Source organism: Pseudomonas sp. PvP027, assembly GCF_017833005.1.
GTDB lineage: Bacteria > Pseudomonadota > Gammaproteobacteria > Pseudomonadales > Pseudomonadaceae > Aquipseudomonas > Aquipseudomonas congelans.
This window is the reverse complement of sequence record NZ_JAFIBK010000001.1, coordinates 5,695,686-5,714,231: the sequence shown is the minus strand read 5'-3', so window position 1 is coordinate 5,714,231 and position 18,546 is coordinate 5,695,686. Positions and strand designations below refer to the sequence as shown.

General features: G+C 59.0%; 16 protein-coding genes. 9 read left to right on the top strand and 7 right to left on the bottom strand.

Annotation, left to right across the window (positions count from 1 at the left end; genetic code table 11):
* Nucleotides 1-25: 25 nt before the first annotated feature.
* Entirely contained in the window at nucleotides 26-865 is an 840-nt protein-coding gene (gene galU, locus JOE33_RS24915; RefSeq protein WP_003364457.1) for a UTP--glucose-1-phosphate uridylyltransferase GalU, read from the bottom strand.
* Nucleotides 866-1,241: 376 nt separating this feature from the next.
* Here galU and JOE33_RS24910 point away from each other — a divergent pair, with 376 nt between their 5' ends.
* Entirely contained in the window at nucleotides 1,242-1,523 is a 282-nt protein-coding gene (locus JOE33_RS24910; protein ID WP_003400694.1) for a hypothetical protein, read from the top strand.
* A gap of 55 nt (nucleotides 1,524-1,578) precedes the next feature.
* Here the strand turns inward: JOE33_RS24910 and JOE33_RS24905 are convergent, their stop codons facing one another.
* On the bottom strand, nucleotides 1,579-1,929 hold the full coding sequence (locus JOE33_RS24905; RefSeq protein WP_010431029.1) for a hypothetical protein: 351 nt from the start codon (nucleotides 1,927-1,929) through the stop codon (nucleotides 1,579-1,581).
* A 167-nt stretch (nucleotides 1,930-2,096) separates the two neighbouring features.
* Between JOE33_RS24905 and JOE33_RS24900 the strand changes: the two genes are divergently transcribed.
* Genes JOE33_RS24900 through alkB form a run of 3 tightly spaced genes read left to right on the top strand, consistent with a single transcriptional unit; the run spans nucleotide 2,097 to nucleotide 3,310 of the window.
* A complete protein-coding gene (locus JOE33_RS24900; RefSeq protein ID WP_003364463.1) occupies nucleotides 2,097-2,402 on the top strand; it encodes a DUF1883 domain-containing protein in 306 nt (101 codons plus the stop codon).
* 14 nt (nucleotides 2,403-2,416) lie between these two features.
* Entirely contained in the window at nucleotides 2,417-2,599 is a 183-nt protein-coding gene (locus JOE33_RS24895) for a hypothetical protein (protein WP_003364465.1), read from the top strand.
* Between the two features lie 24 nt (nucleotides 2,600-2,623).
* Entirely contained in the window at nucleotides 2,624-3,310 is a 687-nt protein-coding gene (gene alkB / locus JOE33_RS24890) for a DNA oxidative demethylase AlkB (protein WP_187625466.1), read from the top strand.
* On the opposite strand, the gene JOE33_RS24885 is transcribed toward alkB, so the two are convergent.
* The 4 genes from JOE33_RS24885 to gnd are packed head-to-tail and all read right to left on the bottom strand — an operon-like array spanning nucleotide 3,311 to nucleotide 8,536.
* Nucleotides 3,311-5,128: a glycoside hydrolase family 15 protein gene (locus tag JOE33_RS24885; protein ID WP_187625467.1), complete on the bottom strand. Its 1,818-nt coding sequence runs from the start codon at nucleotides 5,126-5,128 to the stop codon at nucleotides 3,311-3,313.
* Between the two features lie 48 nt (nucleotides 5,129-5,176).
* Nucleotides 5,177-5,986: an HAD family hydrolase gene (locus JOE33_RS24880; RefSeq protein ID WP_096130076.1), complete on the bottom strand. Its 810-nt coding sequence runs from the start codon at nucleotides 5,984-5,986 to the stop codon at nucleotides 5,177-5,179.
* Nucleotides 5,979-7,511, bottom strand: coding sequence for a glucose-6-phosphate dehydrogenase (gene zwf / locus JOE33_RS24875; protein WP_187625468.1), 1,533 nt, complete (start codon nucleotides 7,509-7,511; stop codon nucleotides 5,979-5,981). Before zwf ends, JOE33_RS24880 begins: the two co-directional genes overlap by 8 nt.
* A complete protein-coding gene (gene gnd, locus JOE33_RS24870) occupies nucleotides 7,511-8,536 on the bottom strand; it encodes a phosphogluconate dehydrogenase (NAD(+)-dependent, decarboxylating) (RefSeq protein ID WP_122529721.1) in 1,026 nt (341 codons plus the stop codon). The genes zwf and gnd overlap by 1 nt, the downstream gene beginning before the upstream one ends.
* 263 nt (nucleotides 8,537-8,799) lie before the next feature.
* On the opposite strand from gnd, the gene JOE33_RS24865 reads away from it, so the two are divergent.
* On the top strand, nucleotides 8,800-8,973 hold the full coding sequence (locus tag JOE33_RS24865; protein ID WP_003400675.1) for a DUF6026 family protein: 174 nt from the start codon (nucleotides 8,800-8,802) through the stop codon (nucleotides 8,971-8,973).
* A 171-nt stretch (nucleotides 8,974-9,144) separates the two neighbouring features.
* Here the strand turns inward: JOE33_RS24865 and JOE33_RS24860 are convergent, their stop codons facing one another.
* The gene (locus JOE33_RS24860; protein WP_187625469.1) at nucleotides 9,145-9,636 is read right to left on the bottom strand and encodes a GNAT family N-acetyltransferase; all 492 of its coding nucleotides are present in this window, start codon (nucleotides 9,634-9,636) and stop codon (nucleotides 9,145-9,147) included.
* A gap of 616 nt (nucleotides 9,637-10,252) precedes the next feature.
* Here JOE33_RS24860 and glgA point away from each other — a divergent pair.
* The 4 genes from glgA to JOE33_RS24840 are packed head-to-tail and all read left to right on the top strand — an operon-like array spanning nucleotide 10,253 to nucleotide 18,530.
* Nucleotides 10,253-11,851, top strand: a complete 1,599-nt coding sequence (gene glgA, locus JOE33_RS24855; RefSeq protein ID WP_010431057.1) for a glycogen synthase GlgA — start codon at nucleotides 10,253-10,255, stop codon at nucleotides 11,849-11,851.
* A 16-nt stretch (nucleotides 11,852-11,867) separates the two neighbouring features.
* Nucleotides 11,868-13,682, top strand: a complete 1,815-nt coding sequence (gene treZ / locus JOE33_RS24850) for a malto-oligosyltrehalose trehalohydrolase (protein WP_054993868.1) — start codon at nucleotides 11,868-11,870, stop codon at nucleotides 13,680-13,682.
* Nucleotides 13,672-15,750 (top strand): 4-alpha-glucanotransferase, encoded by a 2,079-nt coding sequence (malQ, locus tag JOE33_RS24845; RefSeq protein WP_032612720.1) that lies wholly within the window; start codon nucleotides 13,672-13,674, stop codon nucleotides 15,748-15,750. Before treZ ends, malQ begins: the two co-directional genes overlap by 11 nt.
* The gene (locus JOE33_RS24840; protein WP_187625470.1) at nucleotides 15,747-18,530 is read left to right on the top strand and encodes a malto-oligosyltrehalose synthase; all 2,784 of its coding nucleotides are present in this window, start codon (nucleotides 15,747-15,749) and stop codon (nucleotides 18,528-18,530) included. Before malQ ends, JOE33_RS24840 begins: the two co-directional genes overlap by 4 nt.
* The last annotated feature ends 16 nt before the right edge of the window (nucleotides 18,531-18,546 follow it).

Genomic DNA, 18,546 nt, shown 5'->3' with positions numbered 1-18,546 from the left:
TGTCCCGAGCGTCATCAATCAGAAATCAATGCGCTTTGCCGGTTTTGTAGAAATGCTCGAAGCAGAAGTTGGTGGCCTGGATGTAACCTTCCGCACCACCGCAGTCAAAACGCTCGCCCTTGAACTTGTAGGCGAGTACGTTGCCTTCGGCAGCCTGCTTCATCAAGGCGTCGGTGATCTGAATCTCACCGCCCTTGCCCGGCTCGGTTTGTTCGATTTTTTCGAAAATGTCCGGAGTCAGGATGTAGCGGCCGATGATCGCCAGGTTCGACGGCGCATCTTCTGGCTTTGGCTTTTCAACCATGTTGGTCACGCGGAACAGGCCAGGTTTGATCTCTTCACCCGCGATCACACCGTACTTGTTGGTTTCCTGCGGATCGACTTCCTGAATGGCGATGATCGAGCAGCCATAATGCTTGTGCAGCTTGACCATCTGCGCCAGCACGCCATCACCCTCGGGATTGACGCACAGGTCATCCGCCAGAACCACGGCGAAGGCTTCGTTGCCGATCAGCGGGCGACCGCTGAGGATAGCGTGGCCCAGACCTTTCATTTCGGTCTGACGGGTGTACGAGAAGCTGCACTCGTCGATCAGCTTGCGGATACCGACCAGGTACTTTTCCTTGTCAGTGCCCTTGATCTGGTGCTCAAGCTCGTAGCTGATGTCGAAATGGTCTTCAAGAGCGCGCTTGCCACGACCGGTCACGATGGAAATTTCGGTCAGGCCTGCAGCGAGGGCTTCCTCAACACCGTATTGGATCAGTGGCTTGTTGACCACCGGCAGCATTTCCTTGGGCATGGCCTTGGTCGCTGGCAGGAAGCGAGTACCGTAACCGGCTGCTGGGAACAAGCATTTCTTGATCATAAAAGTCCTTGGTAAGGGCTGTTGGTGTTAACGGCGCAGTCTAATCAGGCGGCGGTCACCTTACAATGCCCCGCCTTTTGGCCGTCCGATGCCATGATAGAGGAATACTCGTACAGATAGTTCCGCAGTTTCTGGATATTGCCTGTACGAAAATGCAGCGCAGAACACCCTCAAACTACCATCGGGGCCAGCAACAGCTACCCGGAATGCCATTTCCAGACGGCTGCAGCAGTGACATGACACTTCGCGAACGGCAAGGCGGCGACAAGTGGGAAGCAGGCAGTTTATGATGCAAAACATGGCGGAACGATGGCACTTATTACCAGTCCAACGCTCGCATTTGTTAATTCACTGGCCTTATCTCGAAGCGAAAAACATGATCAGAATTTTGTCCATTATTGCTGTGCTGGGCCTCACCGGCTGCGCAACCGCCTCCAATACCTACCTGAAAAACGGCAAACAGGGCTTGAGCATCGATTGCTCCGGCGAGGCAATGTCCTGGGCAAGCTGCTACGAAAAAGCGGATGCGTCCTGCGCAGGCACAGGGTATGAAATCGTCGGCACAGATGGCACCCCACAGCCTGCCGAAAGCGACAAGACGCTGGGCGTGGACGTTGGCAACTACAAAAGTCGAAGCGTATTGGTGGTCTGCAAATAATCAGGTCTGCCGCCCTGTCCATTGCGGACAGGGCCAGCTGACCCAGCCTGACCGATCAGCCTGAAATGCACGCTTCGGCAGCGTTCTGAACGTCCCTGAAACGAATGGGCACATTGGAAAGTCGTTCGTAGACCTTGATTGTACTGCCGCCCGAGCGGCTCTCGATGTCGACCAGTGCCGCCGGTGACTTGCTGAGTTTCTGCGCGACAATGACCCGCAGACCGTCATGGCGAGGTTCGATCAAAGGCGGCTTGCGACTGCTGCTGATCTTGCCTGCGAAGCACTCGGCGTATTCCTGAGGATTCTTGCCCGACATCACATTCATGGTGGGGGGTGTATGCTCAATGTCGTTTACTGTGGCACAGCCAGTCATTGCCAGAGCCAGGACTACTACAGCCAGTTTCATACAAAGCCTCCAAATAAAGGTCCTACGACAAGCCCCGGCGCAATTAAATCCCGGCCGAGGCATTTTTTCCCGGAAACACGGCAAATTAATGCCCACCGACGTCAAATTGCGGGCGTCGCATGCTATCGTTTTGATTTTTCAGAAAAACCGCCATTTCGGAGCCCGTCATGAAATTCGTACACCAGCGTGAGCATCTCAACGAGGACGACCTTGTCGTCATCGAATGCTCTCAGACCTGCAATATTCGCCTGATGAACGATGCGAATTTTCGCAGCTTCAAAAATGGTGGTCGGCACACCTATCATGGCGGTGCGTTTGACAGGTTTCCGGCCAAGATCGCCGCGCCAAGCACCGGTTTCTGGAACATCACCATCGATACCGCAGGCCGTAAGGCAGATACCAACGCCGGACGCAAACTGCCTTTCACTCACAAGATCAAGATCGTCCGGCGCTCGACCTCTCGCCTGGGATGATGCAAGGAGTCACCGTGAACAATCCAGCCCCGCGCACGACCAAATTTGCTGTCAGCTACAAGCTCAATGGCGAACGCCGCTTCGAATTCGCCCAATTGCAATCGGCATCCACCGAGGAAGCCGAGGCCGCTTTGAAAAAAATGCACGGCGAGAGCGACGACCTTATTACCGACGTCAAGGTCAGCAAGGCTCTCTGATACTCACCGGAGCTCGATCCGATCATGCAACGCAAAGGTGACACGCCCGCAACTATGGACCTGTTCGCAGACCAGACGGCCCAGCCTGAAAGCAATGAGCGTATCGGGCCCGGGTCATGGCTGTTCAGAGGATTTGCGCTGACCGCCATGCCGCAACTGCTGTCCGCCCTTGAACAGACACTGGGCCTCTCCCCGTTCCGGCACATGCAGACCCCCAGCGGCCTGAGCATGTCTGCAGCGCTGAGCAGTTGCGGGCAACTGGGCTGGATAAGCGACCGCCACGGTTACCGGTATACCGCAACCGACCCGCAAACTGGACAGGCCTGGCCAGCAATGCCGGACGCCTTCATGCAGCTGGCGCAGGACGCCGCGCTCGCAGCCGGTTATGACGGGTTCGTGCCTGACGCCTGCCTGATCAATCGCTACATACCGGGCGCCAAGATGTCCCTGCATCAGGACCGGAACGAGTACGACCATCGCTGGCCAGTGGTATCCGTATCACTGGGCATACCGGCCATCTTTCAGTTCGGCGGCCTGCTGCGCAGCGACAAGACCCAACGCATCTCCCTGTTTCATGGCGACGTCGTGGTCTGGGGTGGCGAGGACAGATTGCGCTTCCACGGCATTCTGCCAATCAAACAGGCAGAACATCCGCAACTGGGTGAGCAACGGATCAACCTGACCTTTCGCAAGGCCGGCCGCGACAGCTGATCAAGCCTCTTCAAGCACGCCGGAAGTCCGGGCCAGCGCCGGACATACCGCCCGGTGCAGGTTCAGTGCAGTATTGATGATGCCGATGTGACTGAACGCCTGAGGGAAATTGCCCAGCATGCGCCCGCCCTTTGGATCGTACTGCTCGGCCAGCAGGCCAACATCATTGCACAGACCAACCAACCGCTCGAACAGCCGCGCGGCATCATCAGCCCGGCCCAGCAATACATAGGCATCGGCCAGCCAGAACGAACAGACCAGAAACGTCCCTTCACGACCGGCAACGCCATCGACACTGCGCTCGTTGTCATAGCGCAGCAGCAGACCATCCTGCATCAGCGTGCGCTCGATCTGCGCAACGGTACCGATAACGCGAGGATCTTCCGGCGCAAGAAAACCGGTCAGCACAATCTGCAACAGACTGGCATCCACCTCTTTCGAACCATAGGTCTGCACGAAGCTGCCAAGCTCGTCATCGAACCCGTGGCGACAGACATCGGCATGGATTTCGTCTGCCACTTTCCGGTAATGCGTTGCCAGCGCACGATCCTCATCGTTCTCGGCAGCCTGGGCGATCTGCGTGGCGTTACGGTCAAAGGCCACCCAGGCCATGACTTTCGAATGTGTAAAGTGGCGCGGCTCGGAACGTATCTCCCAGATGCCCGCATCCGGCAGGTGCCAGATCTTCTCCAGATAAGGCATGACCACTTTGGAAATCGCCACGCTGCGAGGATGCTGCGCCATACCGCCTCGCAGCGCCTGGATCATCGCATCGGCTACTTCGCCGTAGACGTCCAGCTGAACCTGCGTCGCCGCACCATTGCCGACACGCACCGGCAGTGAGTTCTCATAGCCACCCAGCCAGGGCAGTTCGTATTCCTGCAAACGACGCTCGCCGCCTACGCCGTACATGATCTGGATCTGCTCAGGATTACCGGCAACCGAGCGCAACAGCCAGTCCCGCCAAGCCTGGGCCTCCTCGAAATAGCCCAGGTTCATGAAGGCCAGAAGGGTCATGGTGGCGTCGCGCAGCCAGCAATAGCGGTAATCCCAGTTGCGTTCGCCACCCAACTGCTCGGGCAATGAGGTGGTCACTGCGGCAACGATGCCGCCGGTGGGCGCATAGGTCATGGCTTTCAGCGTAATCAGCGAGCGCTTTACCTGCGCCGTCCACGGCCCGACGTCAGGGCAGCGATCAGAGAACTCACGCCAATAGGCAGCGGTGCTCTCCAGTGCCTGGTCGGCATCGATCTGATCGAGCACGGGCGCAAAGGACGCCTGATAGGCCAGCGTGAAGACCTTGCGCTGGCCTTCACCAACGTGAAAACGGCTGGCGGTGTGATGATCCTGCGGATGCAGGGCCACAGGGCTGCGCAGCACCAGCATTTCCGGTCCGGCCACTGCCGTCAGTGTATGAGCATCCTTCCGCTCGACCCAGGGCACGCTGCTGCCGTAATCGAAACGGATGGCGAGATCCACAGCGAACTCGACCCGGCCGGACAGCCCGACCACCATGCGCACCACGTGGCCGGAGGTGTTCATGGGCATGAAATCGATCAGCATGGCGCGACCGTCACGGGTTTCGAAAACGGTTTCGAGAATCAGGGTGCCATCGCGATAACGCCGCTCGACGGCAATGACCTCAGCAGTCGGCGCGATCTTCCAGCGGCCGTGCTCTTCACTGCCCAGCAGCGCGGCGAAGCAGGCCGTCGAGTCGAAGCGGGGGAAACACAACCAGTCCAGCGAACCATCACGGGCGACCAGCGCCGCCGTCTCGCAGTTGCCCAGCAATGCGTAGTCTTCGATCAGTGCAGCCATTCAGAAAATGCCCGTCGTGATGATTCGTTAACGTGGGTATACAGCTGATCAGGCGCTCAGAATGTAACGCTCGATGGCGTTGGCCACTCCGTCCTGCTCATTGCTATCAGTAACATGATCAGCCTGTCCCTTGACTGTCTGCTCGCCCTGCCCCATGGCAATCGACAAGCCTGCCTTGTGGAACATCGCCACGTCGTTGCCGCCGTCGCCAATCGCCGCCGTGCGCGACAGGTCGACGCCCAGATAGTCCGCCAGCGCAACCAGAGCAGAACCCTTGTTGGCCTCCAGCGCAGTCACATCCAGGTAGTATTTTTGCGAACGGGCCGCCAGCGCGAGCCCTTCGATCTGCGGGTTGAGCTGCGCCTCAAGCGTTTTGAGCAACTCGAAATCGGCGCTGGCCGCGACGATCTTGTCGACGCGATCCAGATACGGTTCGAAACTCTCGACCTGAACATAGCCATAGCCCAGTGCATCGAGCTCATGATCGACATAATCGGCGTCGGGATCGAGCAGCAGCCATTGATCATCGGCAAAGACCCAGATGGCAACGTCCTGCCCGGCAAACAACTCCAGACAGATGCGGACCGCGCGCGGATCAATGCGATGAGCCACAAGCAGGCTGCCATCGGGATGAGTGATGGTGCCGCCATTGAATGCCACGGTGGGCAGGTCCACATCCAGCGCTTCAATCACCTGGCGCATGGCCCTCGGCGGCCGACTGCTGGCCAGCGTGAAGTGAACGCCGGCGTTACGCAGGCGCTTGATGGCGTCGATATTGGCTTGGCTCAGGCTGTGATCACGGCGCAGTAACGTGCCGTCGATGTCGGACAACAGGAACTGTACAGGCAGTTCAGACATTCAATTCTCTCCATTCCCGACCATCACGACTCAGCAACTCTTCACCCGCTTGCGGGCCATCCTTGCCAGCTTCATAAAGCTGTACTTCCGGCTGCGCGCCCCAGGCGTCGAGGAACGGCTGCACTGCACGCCAGCCGTTCTCGATGTTGTCGGCCCGCTGGAAGAGCGTCTGGTCACCGGTCAGGCAGTCATAGATAAGGGTTTCGTACCCGGTGGAGGGCTGCATCTCGAAGAAGTCCTTGTAGGCGAAGCCCAACGCGATATCTTCCATTTTCAGTTCCGGGCCCGGACGCTTGGCAAACAGGTCGAACCACATGCCTTCATTGGGCTGAATCTGGATCCGCAGGTAGTTGGGCTTGAGCCGGTCGACTTCGGTATCGCGGAACTGCGCATAAGGAGCAGGCTTGAAGCAGATGGCGATTTCCGTGCTGCGAGCACTCATGCGCTTGCCGGTGCGCAGGTAGAAAGGCACACCCACCCAGCGCCAGTTGTCGACCATGACCTTCAGCGCAACGTAGGTCTCGGTGCTGCTGTCAGGCTCCACACGATCTTCCTGACGATAACCGACGACTTCCTTGTCGCCCATCACGCCCTTGGCGTACTGGCCACGCACCGAATTGGCCAGGGCTTCCTCCTGGCTCCAGGGCCGGATCGCGCCGACCACCTTGGCCTTTTCACCGCGAACGGCATCGGCACCGAAAGCGGCAGGTGGCTCCATCGCAACCATCGCCAGCAACTGGAACAGGTGGTTGGGGACCATGTCGCGCAAGGCACCGGTATGCTCGTAAAAGCTGCCACGGGTTTCCACGCCTACGGTTTCCGCCGCCGTGATCTGTACGTGATCGATGTAGTGATTGTTCCAGAACGACTCGAACAGGCCGTTGGAGAAACGGCTGACCAGAATGTTCTGCACCGTCTCCTTGCCCAGGTAGTGATCGATCCGGTAAATCTGCTTCTCGCTCATGACCTTGAGCAGACAACCATTGAGCTCGACCGCACTGGCCAGATCGGAGCCGAAGGGCTTTTCGATCACGACACGACGAAACCCGCCTTCGGCTTCCTGCAGCAGACCTGAGGAGCCCAGGCGCTGGGCGACCTCACTGAAAAACCGCGGCGCGGTGGCCAGGTAGAACACCGCGTTGGCGGTGCCGGTGCTCTCGATCTTGCTGGCGATGTCCTGGTAGGTGGAATCGTCGAGGAAGTCGCCCTGCACATAACTGATGCGTTCGGCCAGCTTGCTCCACAGCGCAGGATCGAGCGGATCCTTGCCATCCCCGGCAACCTTGCCGGCGGCTTCATCGCGAATGAAGTTCTCGAGCTTTTTCGCAAAGTCGGCATCGCTGATCGCATTGTGATCGACGCCGACGATATGCAGCCCTTCATCCACCAGACCGTCGCGCGACAGGTTGTAAAGCGCCGGCATCAACAGGCGCTTGACCAGGTCTCCATGGGCACCGAACAGAAACAGGGTCGTGGGTGGGGCTACCTCGGTCTTTTGCTCGGCACTGCCACGCGACAGGCCCATTACTTGGGTTCCTTGTGGCCACCAAATCCAAAGCGCATGGCGGACAGCATCTTGTCTGCGTACGAGCTTGTCTGGCGGGAACGGAAACGCGCAAACAGAGCACTGGACAGCACAGGGACCGGAACCGCCTGCTCGATGGCCGCCTCGATGGTCCAGCGACCTTCGCCGCTGTCGGCGACCGAACCGGAGAATGCATCCAGGTGCGGGTCGGTGGCCAGGGCATCGGCGGTCAGGTCCAGCAGCCAGGACGACACCACGCTGCCACGACGCCAGACCTCGGCAATGTCGGCGGTGTTCAGGTCGAAACGCTGCTCGGGCGGCAGGTGTTCGGAGTTTTTCTGCTTGAGAAGATCGAAGCCTTCAGCGAAGGCCTGCATCATTCCGTACTCGATGCCGTTGTGGATCATCTTCACGAAATGCCCGGAACCCGCAGGGCCTGAGTGGATATAACCGCGCTCGGCACGATCATCGGTCGAGGTGCGGTCACGAGTGCGCTCGATCGAGCCAAGGCCCGGCGCCAGCGTAGCGAACAGTGGATCAAGGCGTTCGACAATGGCCGACTCGCCGCCGATCATCATGCAGTAGCCGCGCTCCAGCCCCCAGACGCCGCCCGATGTGCCGACATCGACGTAATGCAGGCCCTTCTCAGTCAGTTCCTGAGCGCGTCGGATATCGTCCTTATAGAAGGTATTACCGCCGTCGATGATCACGTCATCGGCATCAAGCAACTCGCTGAGGGTCTGAATGGTGTCTTCGGTTGGTGCGCCTGCCGGGAGCATTACCCAGACGGCACGGGGCTTGGCGAGCGCACCGACCAGTTCCTTCAGATCTGCGACCGCAGTCGAACCGTCATTGGCCAGGGCGTTGCGCGATGCTTCATCACGGTCGTACACCACAGTCGTGTGACCATTCAGCATCAGACGGCGTGCGATATTGCCGCCCATGCGGCCCAGTCCAATAATCCCAAGTTGCATGAAGGTGCTCCTTAAATCGTAAAAAGGTGCCTCGCTTGCCGTCCAGCGCATCGACAGGTTGCGAGCATGCTGATTAGTCAAGCGAGGCGGAACGTCGGTTCCCTTGCGAGAAGATGAAGACGCGAGCGCCCTCCTGTGGTGCATTTTGTCGCGATTAATAAACATTCGCGACAATTAAAAATAAAAAAGTTCCAAAATCATGCAAAAGAAATCAAAATCGGTGCCGATAGAGAGGGTAAGCAGCGGCGGTCAGGGATTGAAAGTCATTGCCACGGACCTCTCTGAGGTTGAATCCGCCATTTGCGAGGTGAGCAATGGGCACTGTACTACCAGCACTTGCACCACAAACCCTGTATGTCACTATCCGTCGTGACGAACTGCGCACATTAAAAGAAGAGCGCGAGCAGTTGCAGAAAAAAGTGGCTCATTTGAGCTCGATGCTGCAGCAATCGCAGTTATCCGCCCCCGGCAAGATGCTTCAGGCCTGACCGCAACTGTATCATTCTTCAAAACGCCCCAGGGCAAGCCCGATAATCCGGCTTGCCCACCTGACCTGCCCTCCTGCTTCCCCCGCCATATGCTTCGTCTGCCGCTCCGCGTGGTCTGCACCTGCACGACCAGAAAACGACGCCTGGCGAGCAGGTCTCTGAAACACCTTCCTAAAGCGCCTTCTGCCAGAACATGGCACGCCCCATTTCAGGGCTCAACTGATAATTGTCAAAACCGAGCTTCCTGTAGGCCCCCTGTGCAGCCTCGTTGCCCTCCAGAACTTCAAGCGTCAGCTTGCAGCAGCCACGCTGGCGCGCAATCTCTTCGACCTTGAGCAACATTTTCTGACTGATACCCATGCCACGGTATTGCGAGATGACCGCTACGTCATGAATGTTCACCAACGGACGACAGGCAAAAGTTGAAAACCCCTCGAAACAGTTGACCAGCCCTACCGGCTCTCCCGAGATGAATGCCAGCACGCTGAACGCGTAAGGACGCTTGGCGAGCTCAATTGCCAACTGCTGACGGGTATCGCTCGACAGGGGCCGCCCTGTGCCCATGGCATCCATCGAATACTCGTTCAGAACGAATCCGATCGCATCCGCGTGCACAGGATTTGTGTAACTCGCTTGCAGTACCAGTACCTCGGGGGCTTCCATTTCCATCCTCGTCAATTCAATCAGAGTGATTCAGTGAAATCAGTCAAAGGGTAATGCCTCAGGCCAGCGTCAAGGCCGGGGCTTGTGGCCCGATTCTATCCTGCCCTGCTGCAAAATGTTCCAGCGTAGATGTAAGGATTTTCTCGTCGCGCCCGAAGATTGACCGCTGTACGCACTCGGAAAAGGCGTTGTGCACCGTTGCTGCTCGTCACGCCCTGCTGCCCATGCTATTTAGTGATGAAAACCAAGCGTCTGGACCGAATTGTCCAACGATCCGACGACCGGTAATGGCCCTTACGGACGCAAAAAACACCGGTAAAAAAGCGCAGCGACCGCCGGGCTGCCACCTGCAGCGTGCCACCACCTGCGGCGTTGAAGCCTGTCCCAGACATTCGCAAATAAAAAAGTCGAAACTTCTCCAAAACGGCCGGGTCAGGTGATTAGAGCATCTATGCTATTGGCTGACATCCGGTAATGGCGACATCACACCGCTTTGTCACTATGCATGGTCCAAACGGGTATCGATCTTGCGTAGTGCACGTATGTGTACCCGGCCATAGGAAATGGCCAATAAAAATCAAGTGATGCACCAAGACTGTTTTAAGGGGAAAAACTGATGATTAGCGCCGCTGTGAAAACCCAGAAGGGAGAGAGTTTTAACCAGCCTGTCGGCGAGCTGACTCATCTTCCGGTGTTCTCTACCAAGAGCGTTCCTGTGTTGCAAATGCCTACGTCGACTGTTCAGCCTCAGCCGACCATGTCCCAGGTCAACAGACGCAAAGTGTTGTTCGTGACCTCCGAGCTGGCCGATCTGGTGAAAACCGGTGGGCTGGGCGATGTGTCTGCCGCACTGCCGCGAGCCATGCGCCACCTGCATGACGTTCGAGTACTGATTCCAGGTTATCCGCAGGTCATCAACAGCGGTAATCCGATCCATATCATCAGCCAGCTGGGTGGCTATGCAGCGCTGCCGCCTTGCAAGGTGGGTCGCATGGACATGAAAGACGGTCTGGTGATCTACGTACTGATCTGCCCTGAGCTTTACGAGCGCGAAGGCACCCCTTACGCCGACAGCACCGGTCGCGACTGGTCCGATAACCATATTCGCTTCGCCCGTCTAGGCCTGGCAGCTGCCGAGTTCGCCGCTGGCGAAGTCAAGAGCCAGTGGTGCCCCGAGCTGGTTCATGCCCACGACTGGCCGGCCGGCCTGGCGCCTGCGTACATGCGCTGGCGCGGGCAGTCCACACCAAGCATCTTCACTGTTCACAACCTCGCCTATCAAGGCACGGTAAGCACTGCCTCGAGTCGTGAGCTGGGCATCCCGGACTCCGCCATTACCCCCGAAGGCATGGAGTTCTACGGTCAGCTGTCGTTCATCAAGGCGGGCATGGCCTTTGCCAGCCACATCACCACCGTCAGCGCCACCTACGCTCGGGAAATCACGACCCCGGAGTTCGGTTGCGGCCTGGAAGGCTTCCTGCAAAGCAAGGCCAACAAGGGTCAGCTCAGCGGCATCCCCAACGGTATCGACGAAAGCTGGGATGCGGCCACCGACGAACACCTGATCTGCCACTTTGCACCCAACGAGTGGACGCGCAAGGAAATCAACGCTGATTACGTACGTGAGCTGTTCGAGCTGGATGCATCGACCGGGCCGCTGTTCGCAGTGGTGTCGCGCCTTGTGTATCAGAAAGGCCTGGACCTGACGATCGGCGTCGCCGAACACATCGTCAATAACGGCGGACAGATCGCAATCATCGGCCGCGGCGAGCCCGAGGAAGAACAGGCCATGCGCGAGTTGGCGGAACGCTTCCCCGGCCGTATCGGCGTGCGCATCGGCTTCAACGAAACCGACGCACGACGCATGTTCGCCGGCAGCGATTTCCTGTTGATGCCGTCCCGCTATGAGCCTTGCGGTCTGAGCCAGATGTACGCGCAACGTTTTGGCTCTCTGCCTGTCGCACGCAACACTGGTGGCCTGGCAGATACGATCGAAGACGGCGTCACCGGCTTCCTGTTCAACGAATCGACAGTTGAAAGCTATACCGAGGCCCTGAATCGCACCTTCCAGGTCTTCGCCCATCCTGAGCTGCTCAACGCCATGCGCTGCCGTGCCATGGCGGCTCCCTTCAACTGGCATCAGGCAGTAGAGCCCTACGCAGATCTCTATCGCGACCTGTTGAAGAAAAACGTGAGCATTTCCAGCAACTACTAGGTTAAGGATTTAATGGATGCCCCTGCGTACAGACGATAACTGGCGCCACGGCGCCGTTTTGTTGGACCCTGAACACACCCGGTTTGCCCTCTGGGCACCGGATGCCTCCTTCGTAAATGTCGAACTGCAGGATGGCCAGTCACTGGCCATGCTGCCTCAGTCCGACGGCTGGTTCGTCCTTGAGGCCCGCTGCAAGGCGGGTACTCGCTACCGCTTCAGGATCGACCATGAACTGGACGTTCCTGACCCCGCATCCCGGGCGCAGGTCGATGACGTTCACTCTGAAAGCCTCGTCGTCGACCCTCACGCTTACTCATGGCAAAACAGCGCATGGAACGGTCGTCCGTGGCATGAAGCGGTGATCTATGAACTGCACGTGGGCGCCATGGGTGGCTACGCTGGCGTGGAAAAGCACCTGCCGCGACTTGCCAAACTGGGCGTTACCGCAATCGAACTGATGCCGATTGCACAGTTCCCCGGTGACCGCAACTGGGGCTACGACGGCGTTCTGCATTACGCCCCGCAATCCTCCTACGGCACGCCCGAGCAGCTCAAGCACCTGATCGACACCGCTCACGGTCTTGGCCTGATGGTGATTCTGGACGTGGTCTACAACCACTTCGGCCCGGACGGCAACTACCTGGGCAGTTACGCCAAGGAGTTTTTCCGCAGCGACCTGCACACCCCATGGGGCGATGCGATCGATTTCAGACGCCCGCAGGTGCGCGACTTTTTCGTCGACAACGCCCTGATGTGGCTGCTCGAGTATCGCTTCGACGGCCTGCGCATGGACGCTGTGCACGCCATTCGCGACAAGACCTTCCTACCGGAATTCGCCGAGCGGGTACGTGGCCGCATTGAACCGGGCAGACACGTGTGGCTGAACCTCGAGAACGAGTTCAACCAGGCCAGTCTTCTGGAAAAAGGCTTCGATGCACAGTGGGACGACGACGGGCACAACACCCTCCATGTGCTGCTGACCGGTGAAACGGACGCCTACTATTCCGACTTCGCCAAAGAGCCTACGCAAAAGCTCGCGCGGCTGCTCAGCGAGGGGTTTGTCTACCAAGGCGAACCAACGCGTCATGGGCACACGCGCGGTGAGCCCAGCGCGCACCTGCCGCCATCAGCCTTTGTGCTGTTCCTGCAGAACCACGATCAGATCGGCAACCGCGCACTCGGTGAACGCTTGCCGCAACTCTGCTCGCCTGCTGCATTGAAAGCCGCCACTGCCCTGCTGCTGCTTTCACCGATGATTCCGCTGATGTTCATGGGCGATGAGTGGGCGGCCAGCGAACCGTTTCTGTTCTTCACCAGCCACCATGGCGAACTGGCCGATGCGGTACGCGAGGGACGTCGCAAGGAGTTCGCTGATTTCGCAGCGTTCGCCGACCCGGAAAAGCGCGAGCACATTCCTGATCCCAACGACATCAAGACGTTCGAAGCCTCACGCCCGGCGTTTTCAGCGGTCGATCTCGACACCGACATAGGCCTCGATCACCGCAGCTGGCTGGAGTTCTACACGCAGTTGCTGGCCTTGCGGCACAAGGAAATCATGCCGCGCCTGCAGGGCGCACGCTTTCTGAGTACCGATATTCTCGGCGACAAGGCGGTCAGTGCACGCTGGACGCTCGGCGATGGCAGCGAACTGCGTATTGACCTCAATCTCAGTGAGCACGCGGTGGACGCGCCGCAACAAACCGGGGCCCGCGAGATATTCTCCAGCGCCGAAAAATCGTCCGAACTTTCCCCACGCGGCATCCTCAATGCTTACACGGCCATTGTCAGCCTGAAAGCAAGTGATGTTCTGGAGGAACAGGATGAACAATGAGCAATTGGAGAGGCTTGCGACCGAGGCAGGATTGTCGGTGCACTGGGTCGATGCCAACGCTCGGCCGCAGACCGTCAGCCCTGATGTGCTGCGCAAGGTTCTGGAAGCGCTGGGCTATCCTGCTGAAAACGGCGAGGCTATCGATGCCAGCCTGCTGCGCCTGCAAAAAGCCAGTCATGGCACCAGTGCCCCGCCACTGCTGACGGTCGATGTGGAAAGCAATCTGGACCTGTCCCAGTGGTTTGCTCCACAAACGCCGTTCACGCTACACCTCGAAGACGGCTCCTCACTGGATGCCAGGCTAACCTCGAATGCAGAGCTTCCGGCATTGGCCCCGCCAGGCTACCAGCAGCTGGAAATTGCCGGCCAGCACCTGACCATCGCGGTCGCGCCGAAAACCTGCTTCAGCATGGCAATGGCCACCGACACTTCAAAACCGCACGGCTGGGGGTTGACCGCTCAGCTCTACAGCTTGCGCCGCGAAGGTGATGGCGGTTTTGGTGACACTGAGGCACTGGAGAAAGTCTTGCGCTCTGCTGGTGAGCGAGGTGCCGACGCACTGGGCATCAGCCCGATCCACGCCATGTTTGCCAACGACCCTCACCGTTACAGCCCTTATTCACCTTCCAGCAGGCTGTTCCTCAACAGCCTGTATGCGTCGCCTGGTGCGATTCTCGGTGAAAGTGCGTGGCGTCAGGCAATCGAAGACGCGCGTGTCGGCGACGAGATGAAGCGCCTTGAAACACAGACGCTGATCGACTGGCCAGCCGCTGCCAACGCCAAATGGAAAGCGCTTCACGCGCTCTATGAAGGCTTCAGTGCAGGTGATCACCCACTGCATGAAGACTTCAACAGCTTCCGCCACAGCGGTGGTGAAGCGCTGGAAAATCACTGCCGCTTCGAGGCGCTGTGTGCCGAGTCCGAAACGCTGAACATTGGCAGCAATTGGCATGAATGGCCGGAGCAGTTCAAAGACCCTCGCGGTGACGCAGTAGCAGAATTCGCCAAAAGCCATAGCGAGCAAATCAGCTTTCACGCGTTCGCCCAATGGCTCATAGCCCGTGGCCTGGAGCGCGCGCAGGTTGCAGCACGCAGCAGCGGCATGCGCGTCGGCCTGATTGCCGATCTAGCAGTGGGTGCTGATGGCGCCGGAAGCCAGGCCTGGAGCCGTCAGGACGAGCTGCTGTCGGCCCTGACTGTAGGCGCACCACCCGACATCCTCAACCGCGCTGGCCAGAGCTGGGGTATTTCCGCGTTTTCACCGGACGGCCTCAAGCGTAACGGCTTTCGTGCGTTCATCGAGATGCTGCGGGCCAACTTTGCTCATGCAGGCGGTCTGCGTATCGACCATGTCATGGGCCTGCAGCGGCTATGGGTCATCCCGCAGGGAGCGCCTCCAAGCGAAGGCGCGTACCTGAATTTCCCGCTGGACGACATGCTCCGCCTGCTGAGCCTGGAATCCTGGCGGCACAAGGCGATCGTGCTGGGTGAAGACCTCGGTACAGTGCCCGAAGGTCTGAGCGAAAAACTCAGTGCCCGGGCGATTCTCGGCATGCGCGTCCTGCTGTTCGAACAGAACAATGGTCAGTTCAAGCCGATTCTCGATTGGTCGGATCAGGCACTGGCAACCACCAGTACCCACGACCTGCCTACCCTCGCGGGCTGGCTCAGCGAACTGGATATCGAATGGAATGCGCGCCTCGGGCACATCGACGAGCAGCATGAATCGCAATGGCGCGAAGAGCGCACCCGGGAATATGAAAGCCTGCGGCGTGCCTTGAGCCAGAACATCGACAGTCTGCCGTCCGATACTGAAGACCCGGCGCAGATTATCGACGCGAGCATCAGCTACCTGGGTCATACACGTGCGCCACTGGTACTGCTGCCGATAGAAGACGCGCTGGGTGTCGAGGAGCAGGCCAACCTGCCCGGCACCATTGACAGCCACCCCAACTGGCGCAGACGTCTTCCCGGCGATGCGGCCTCTCTGCTTGATAACCCGAATGCTGCTCGACGACTGGAATTGCTTTCCCGATCCCGGCTGCAGGCTACGGAGCGTGATCAATGACCCGTCCATTACAGCCTTTGCGCGCCACCCAGCGCCTGCAATTTCACAAGGACTTCACCCTCGACGACGCCGTACCGCTGGTGCCCTACTTCGCCAGTCTGGGTATCAGCCACCTCTACGCGTCGCCGCTGCTCAAGGCCCGTGCCGGCTCGATGCACGGCTATGACGTGGTCGACCCGACGGTCATCAACCCGGAACTGGGCGGCGAACCTGCCCTGCTGCGCCTGGTCGAGACCTTGCGCGAACACGGCATGGGGCTGATTCTCGACATCGTGTCCAACCATATGGCGGTCGGCGGTGCCGACAACCCGTGGTGGCTGGACCTGCTGGAATGGGGCCGTCGCAGCCCTTATGCAGAGTTCTTCGACATTCAGTGGAATTCTCCGGACCCGCTGCTGGAAGGTCAGCTGTTGCTGCCATTCCTGAGCAGCGACTACGGCACGGTATTGCAGGCCGGCGAAATCCCGTTGCGCTTCAATGCCGAGCAGGGCTCGTTCTACATCGAGCACTATCAGCATCACTTTCCGATCTGCCCGTTGACCTACGACTCGCTGTTGCAGGCCGTGGATCACCCGCAACTGAAGGAAATGGCCCAGCGCTTCACTGCACTGGCGCAGTTTCCGCAAGCTTATGAGCGCGCACGCCAGGCCAGGGCCGAGTTGGCCGAATTGGCCAAGGACCCGCAGGTGCTCAAGGGTATCGAGCAGGTTCTCGCGCATTTCGATTCCAGCAAGCCGGAAGGCTTTCAGCGTCTGCACCAGTTGCTGGAGCGTCAGCACTACCGCCTGGCCAGCTGGCGCACCGCCGGCGATGACATCAACTGGCGGCGCTTCTTCGACATCAACGAGCTGGGCGGCCTGCGTGTCGAGCGGCCACAGGTGTTCGAGGCCACCCACGGGAAGATATTCCAGCTGATCGCCGAGGGCCTGGTCGACGGGCTGCGTATCGATCATATCGATGGGCTGGCCGACCCGCGCGGCTACGGTCGCAAGCTGCATCGTCGGGTCAAGGGCCTGCTCAAGCTGCGCCCCGAGCACGCACAGATCGAGCATCTGCCGATCTTCGTCGAGAAAATCCTCGGCCCCGACGAGCCGTTGCGTGAAGACTGGAGCGTTGACGGCACAACGGGTTACGAGTTCATGAATCAGGTGTCACTGCTGCAACACGACCCCAAGGGCGAAGAGCCTCTGGGCGAGCTGTGGAGCCGCCTGACAGAACGTACCGCCGACTTCGATCAGGAAGTACTGGTAGCCCGGGATCTGGTCCTGCACGGCACACTGGCGGGTGATTTCGAGAACGTTGCCCAGTCGTTGCTGCAGGTTGCACGCAGCGACCTGATGAGTCGCGACCTGACCCTGGGTGCGATTCGCCGCGCACTGCTCGCGCTGATCGTTAATTTCCCGATTTATCGCACCTATATCTCGGTGTGCGGCCGCTCGGCGCAAGACGACAAGTACTTCCAGCAGGCAATGGAAGGCGCGCGCGAGACGTTGAACGAAGGTGACTGGCCGGTGCTGGATTACCTGGCACGCTGGCTGGGCGGCGAACCCTGGCGCAAACTGCCACGCGGCAGGCTGCGCAAGCTCTACAAGAATGCCTGCGTACGCTTCCAGCAACTGACCTCCCCGGTTGCCGCCAAGTCGGTCGAAGACACCTCGTTCTATCGCTCTGCCGTGTTGCTCTCGCGCAATGATGTGGGTTTCCATCCGCAGCACTTCAGTGCGCCGGTAGAAGACTTCCATCAGGTCTGCCTACAGCGTCTGGAGAAGTTTCCAGCCAATCTGCTGACCACCGCAACGCACGACCACAAGCGTGGCGAAGATACGCGCACACGTCTTACGGTCCTGAGTGAATGCGCCCCGTGGTACGCCGAACAGGTAGAACGCTGGAGACAGCTGGCGATACCGCTCAAGGGTGACGAGCCGACTATCAGCGCCGGCGACGAACTGATGCTTTACCAAGCCCTGCTTGGCAGCTGGCCGCTGAGCCTGGAGGGCGAAGAAGCTCACCAGGAATACGCGAAGCGCATGGTCCAGTGGCAAGAGAAAGCCCTGCGCGAAGCCAAGCTGCAAAGCAGCTGGAGTGCACCGAATCAGCCCTACGAAACCGCTTGCCGCGAATTTCTGGAGCGTTTGCTGCTGGCTCCGGAAGCACTGGCGTTGCGCCAATCCCTCAGTGCGACAGCCAACCGTATTGCCACCGCCGGCGCGCTCAACAGTCTGGCGCAAACCTTGCTACGCTTGAGCGTACCCGGCGTTCCCGATTTGTATCAGGGTACCGAGTTCTGGGATTTCAGCCTGGTGGATCCGGATAACCGCCGCCCGGTCGACTACGCTGCACGTAAACAGGCCCTGGCGGAAGAGACAAGCGTTGCCGACCTGCTGACTGACTGGAAGGACGGACGCATCAAGCAGGCTCTGATCGCGAAGGTCTTGAACCTGCGGGCCGAACATCCGGGACTGTTCAGCGAGGGCAGTTATCAACCTCTGGAAATAAAGGGCAGCCACGCCGAGCATGTGATGGCTTTTGCCCGGGAGACGCAAGGAGTGCGCGCTATCATCGTAGTACCACGCACATGCAGTGAACTATTGGGTACTGCGCAAACTCCATTGATTAATGCTGCCAATTGGGGCGACACGCGGATCATGTTGCCGTTTGCCGACTCCGGTTCTGACTGGAAGGGACTCTTTTCTGACGTTGTCGTGACGAGTGATCGGGAAGTACCGCTCAGTGCAGCGCTTGAAAGATTTTCCGTCAATTTGCTTATTCAAACTATGTAATAGCTGGGAGTCTCAA

Excerpts from the sequence above, each read along its gene's own strand:
- galU (WP_003364457.1), bottom strand. The coding sequence starts at position 865 with ATGATCAAGAAATGCTTGTTCCCAGCAGCCGGTTACGGTACTCGCTTC.
- JOE33_RS24910 (WP_003400694.1), top strand. The coding sequence starts at position 1,242 with ATGATCAGAATTTTGTCCATTATTGCTGTGCTGGGCCTCACCGGCTGC.
- JOE33_RS24905 (WP_010431029.1), bottom strand. The coding sequence starts at position 1,929 with ATGAAACTGGCTGTAGTAGTCCTGGCTCTGGCAATGACTGGCTGTGCC.
- JOE33_RS24900 (WP_003364463.1), top strand. The coding sequence starts at position 2,097 with ATGAAATTCGTACACCAGCGTGAGCATCTCAACGAGGACGACCTTGTC.
- alkB (WP_187625466.1), top strand. The coding sequence starts at position 2,624 with ATGCAACGCAAAGGTGACACGCCCGCAACTATGGACCTGTTCGCAGAC.
- JOE33_RS24885 (WP_187625467.1), bottom strand. The coding sequence starts at position 5,128 with ATGGCTGCACTGATCGAAGACTACGCATTGCTGGGCAACTGCGAGACG.
- JOE33_RS24880 (WP_096130076.1), bottom strand. The coding sequence starts at position 5,986 with ATGTCTGAACTGCCTGTACAGTTCCTGTTGTCCGACATCGACGGCACG.
- zwf (WP_187625468.1), bottom strand. The coding sequence starts at position 7,511 with ATGGGCCTGTCGCGTGGCAGTGCCGAGCAAAAGACCGAGGTAGCCCCA.
- gnd (WP_122529721.1), bottom strand. The coding sequence starts at position 8,536 with ATGCGCTGGACGGCAAGCGAGGCACCTTTTTACGATTTAAGGAGCACC.
- JOE33_RS24865 (WP_003400675.1), top strand. The coding sequence starts at position 8,800 with ATGGGCACTGTACTACCAGCACTTGCACCACAAACCCTGTATGTCACT.
- JOE33_RS24860 (WP_187625469.1), bottom strand. The coding sequence starts at position 9,636 with ATGGAAGCCCCCGAGGTACTGGTACTGCAAGCGAGTTACACAAATCCT.
- glgA (WP_010431057.1), top strand. The coding sequence starts at position 10,253 with ATGATTAGCGCCGCTGTGAAAACCCAGAAGGGAGAGAGTTTTAACCAG.
- treZ (WP_054993868.1), top strand. The coding sequence starts at position 11,868 with ATGCCCCTGCGTACAGACGATAACTGGCGCCACGGCGCCGTTTTGTTG.
- malQ (WP_032612720.1), top strand. The coding sequence starts at position 13,672 with ATGAACAATGAGCAATTGGAGAGGCTTGCGACCGAGGCAGGATTGTCG.
- JOE33_RS24840 (WP_187625470.1), top strand. The coding sequence starts at position 15,747 with ATGACCCGTCCATTACAGCCTTTGCGCGCCACCCAGCGCCTGCAATTT.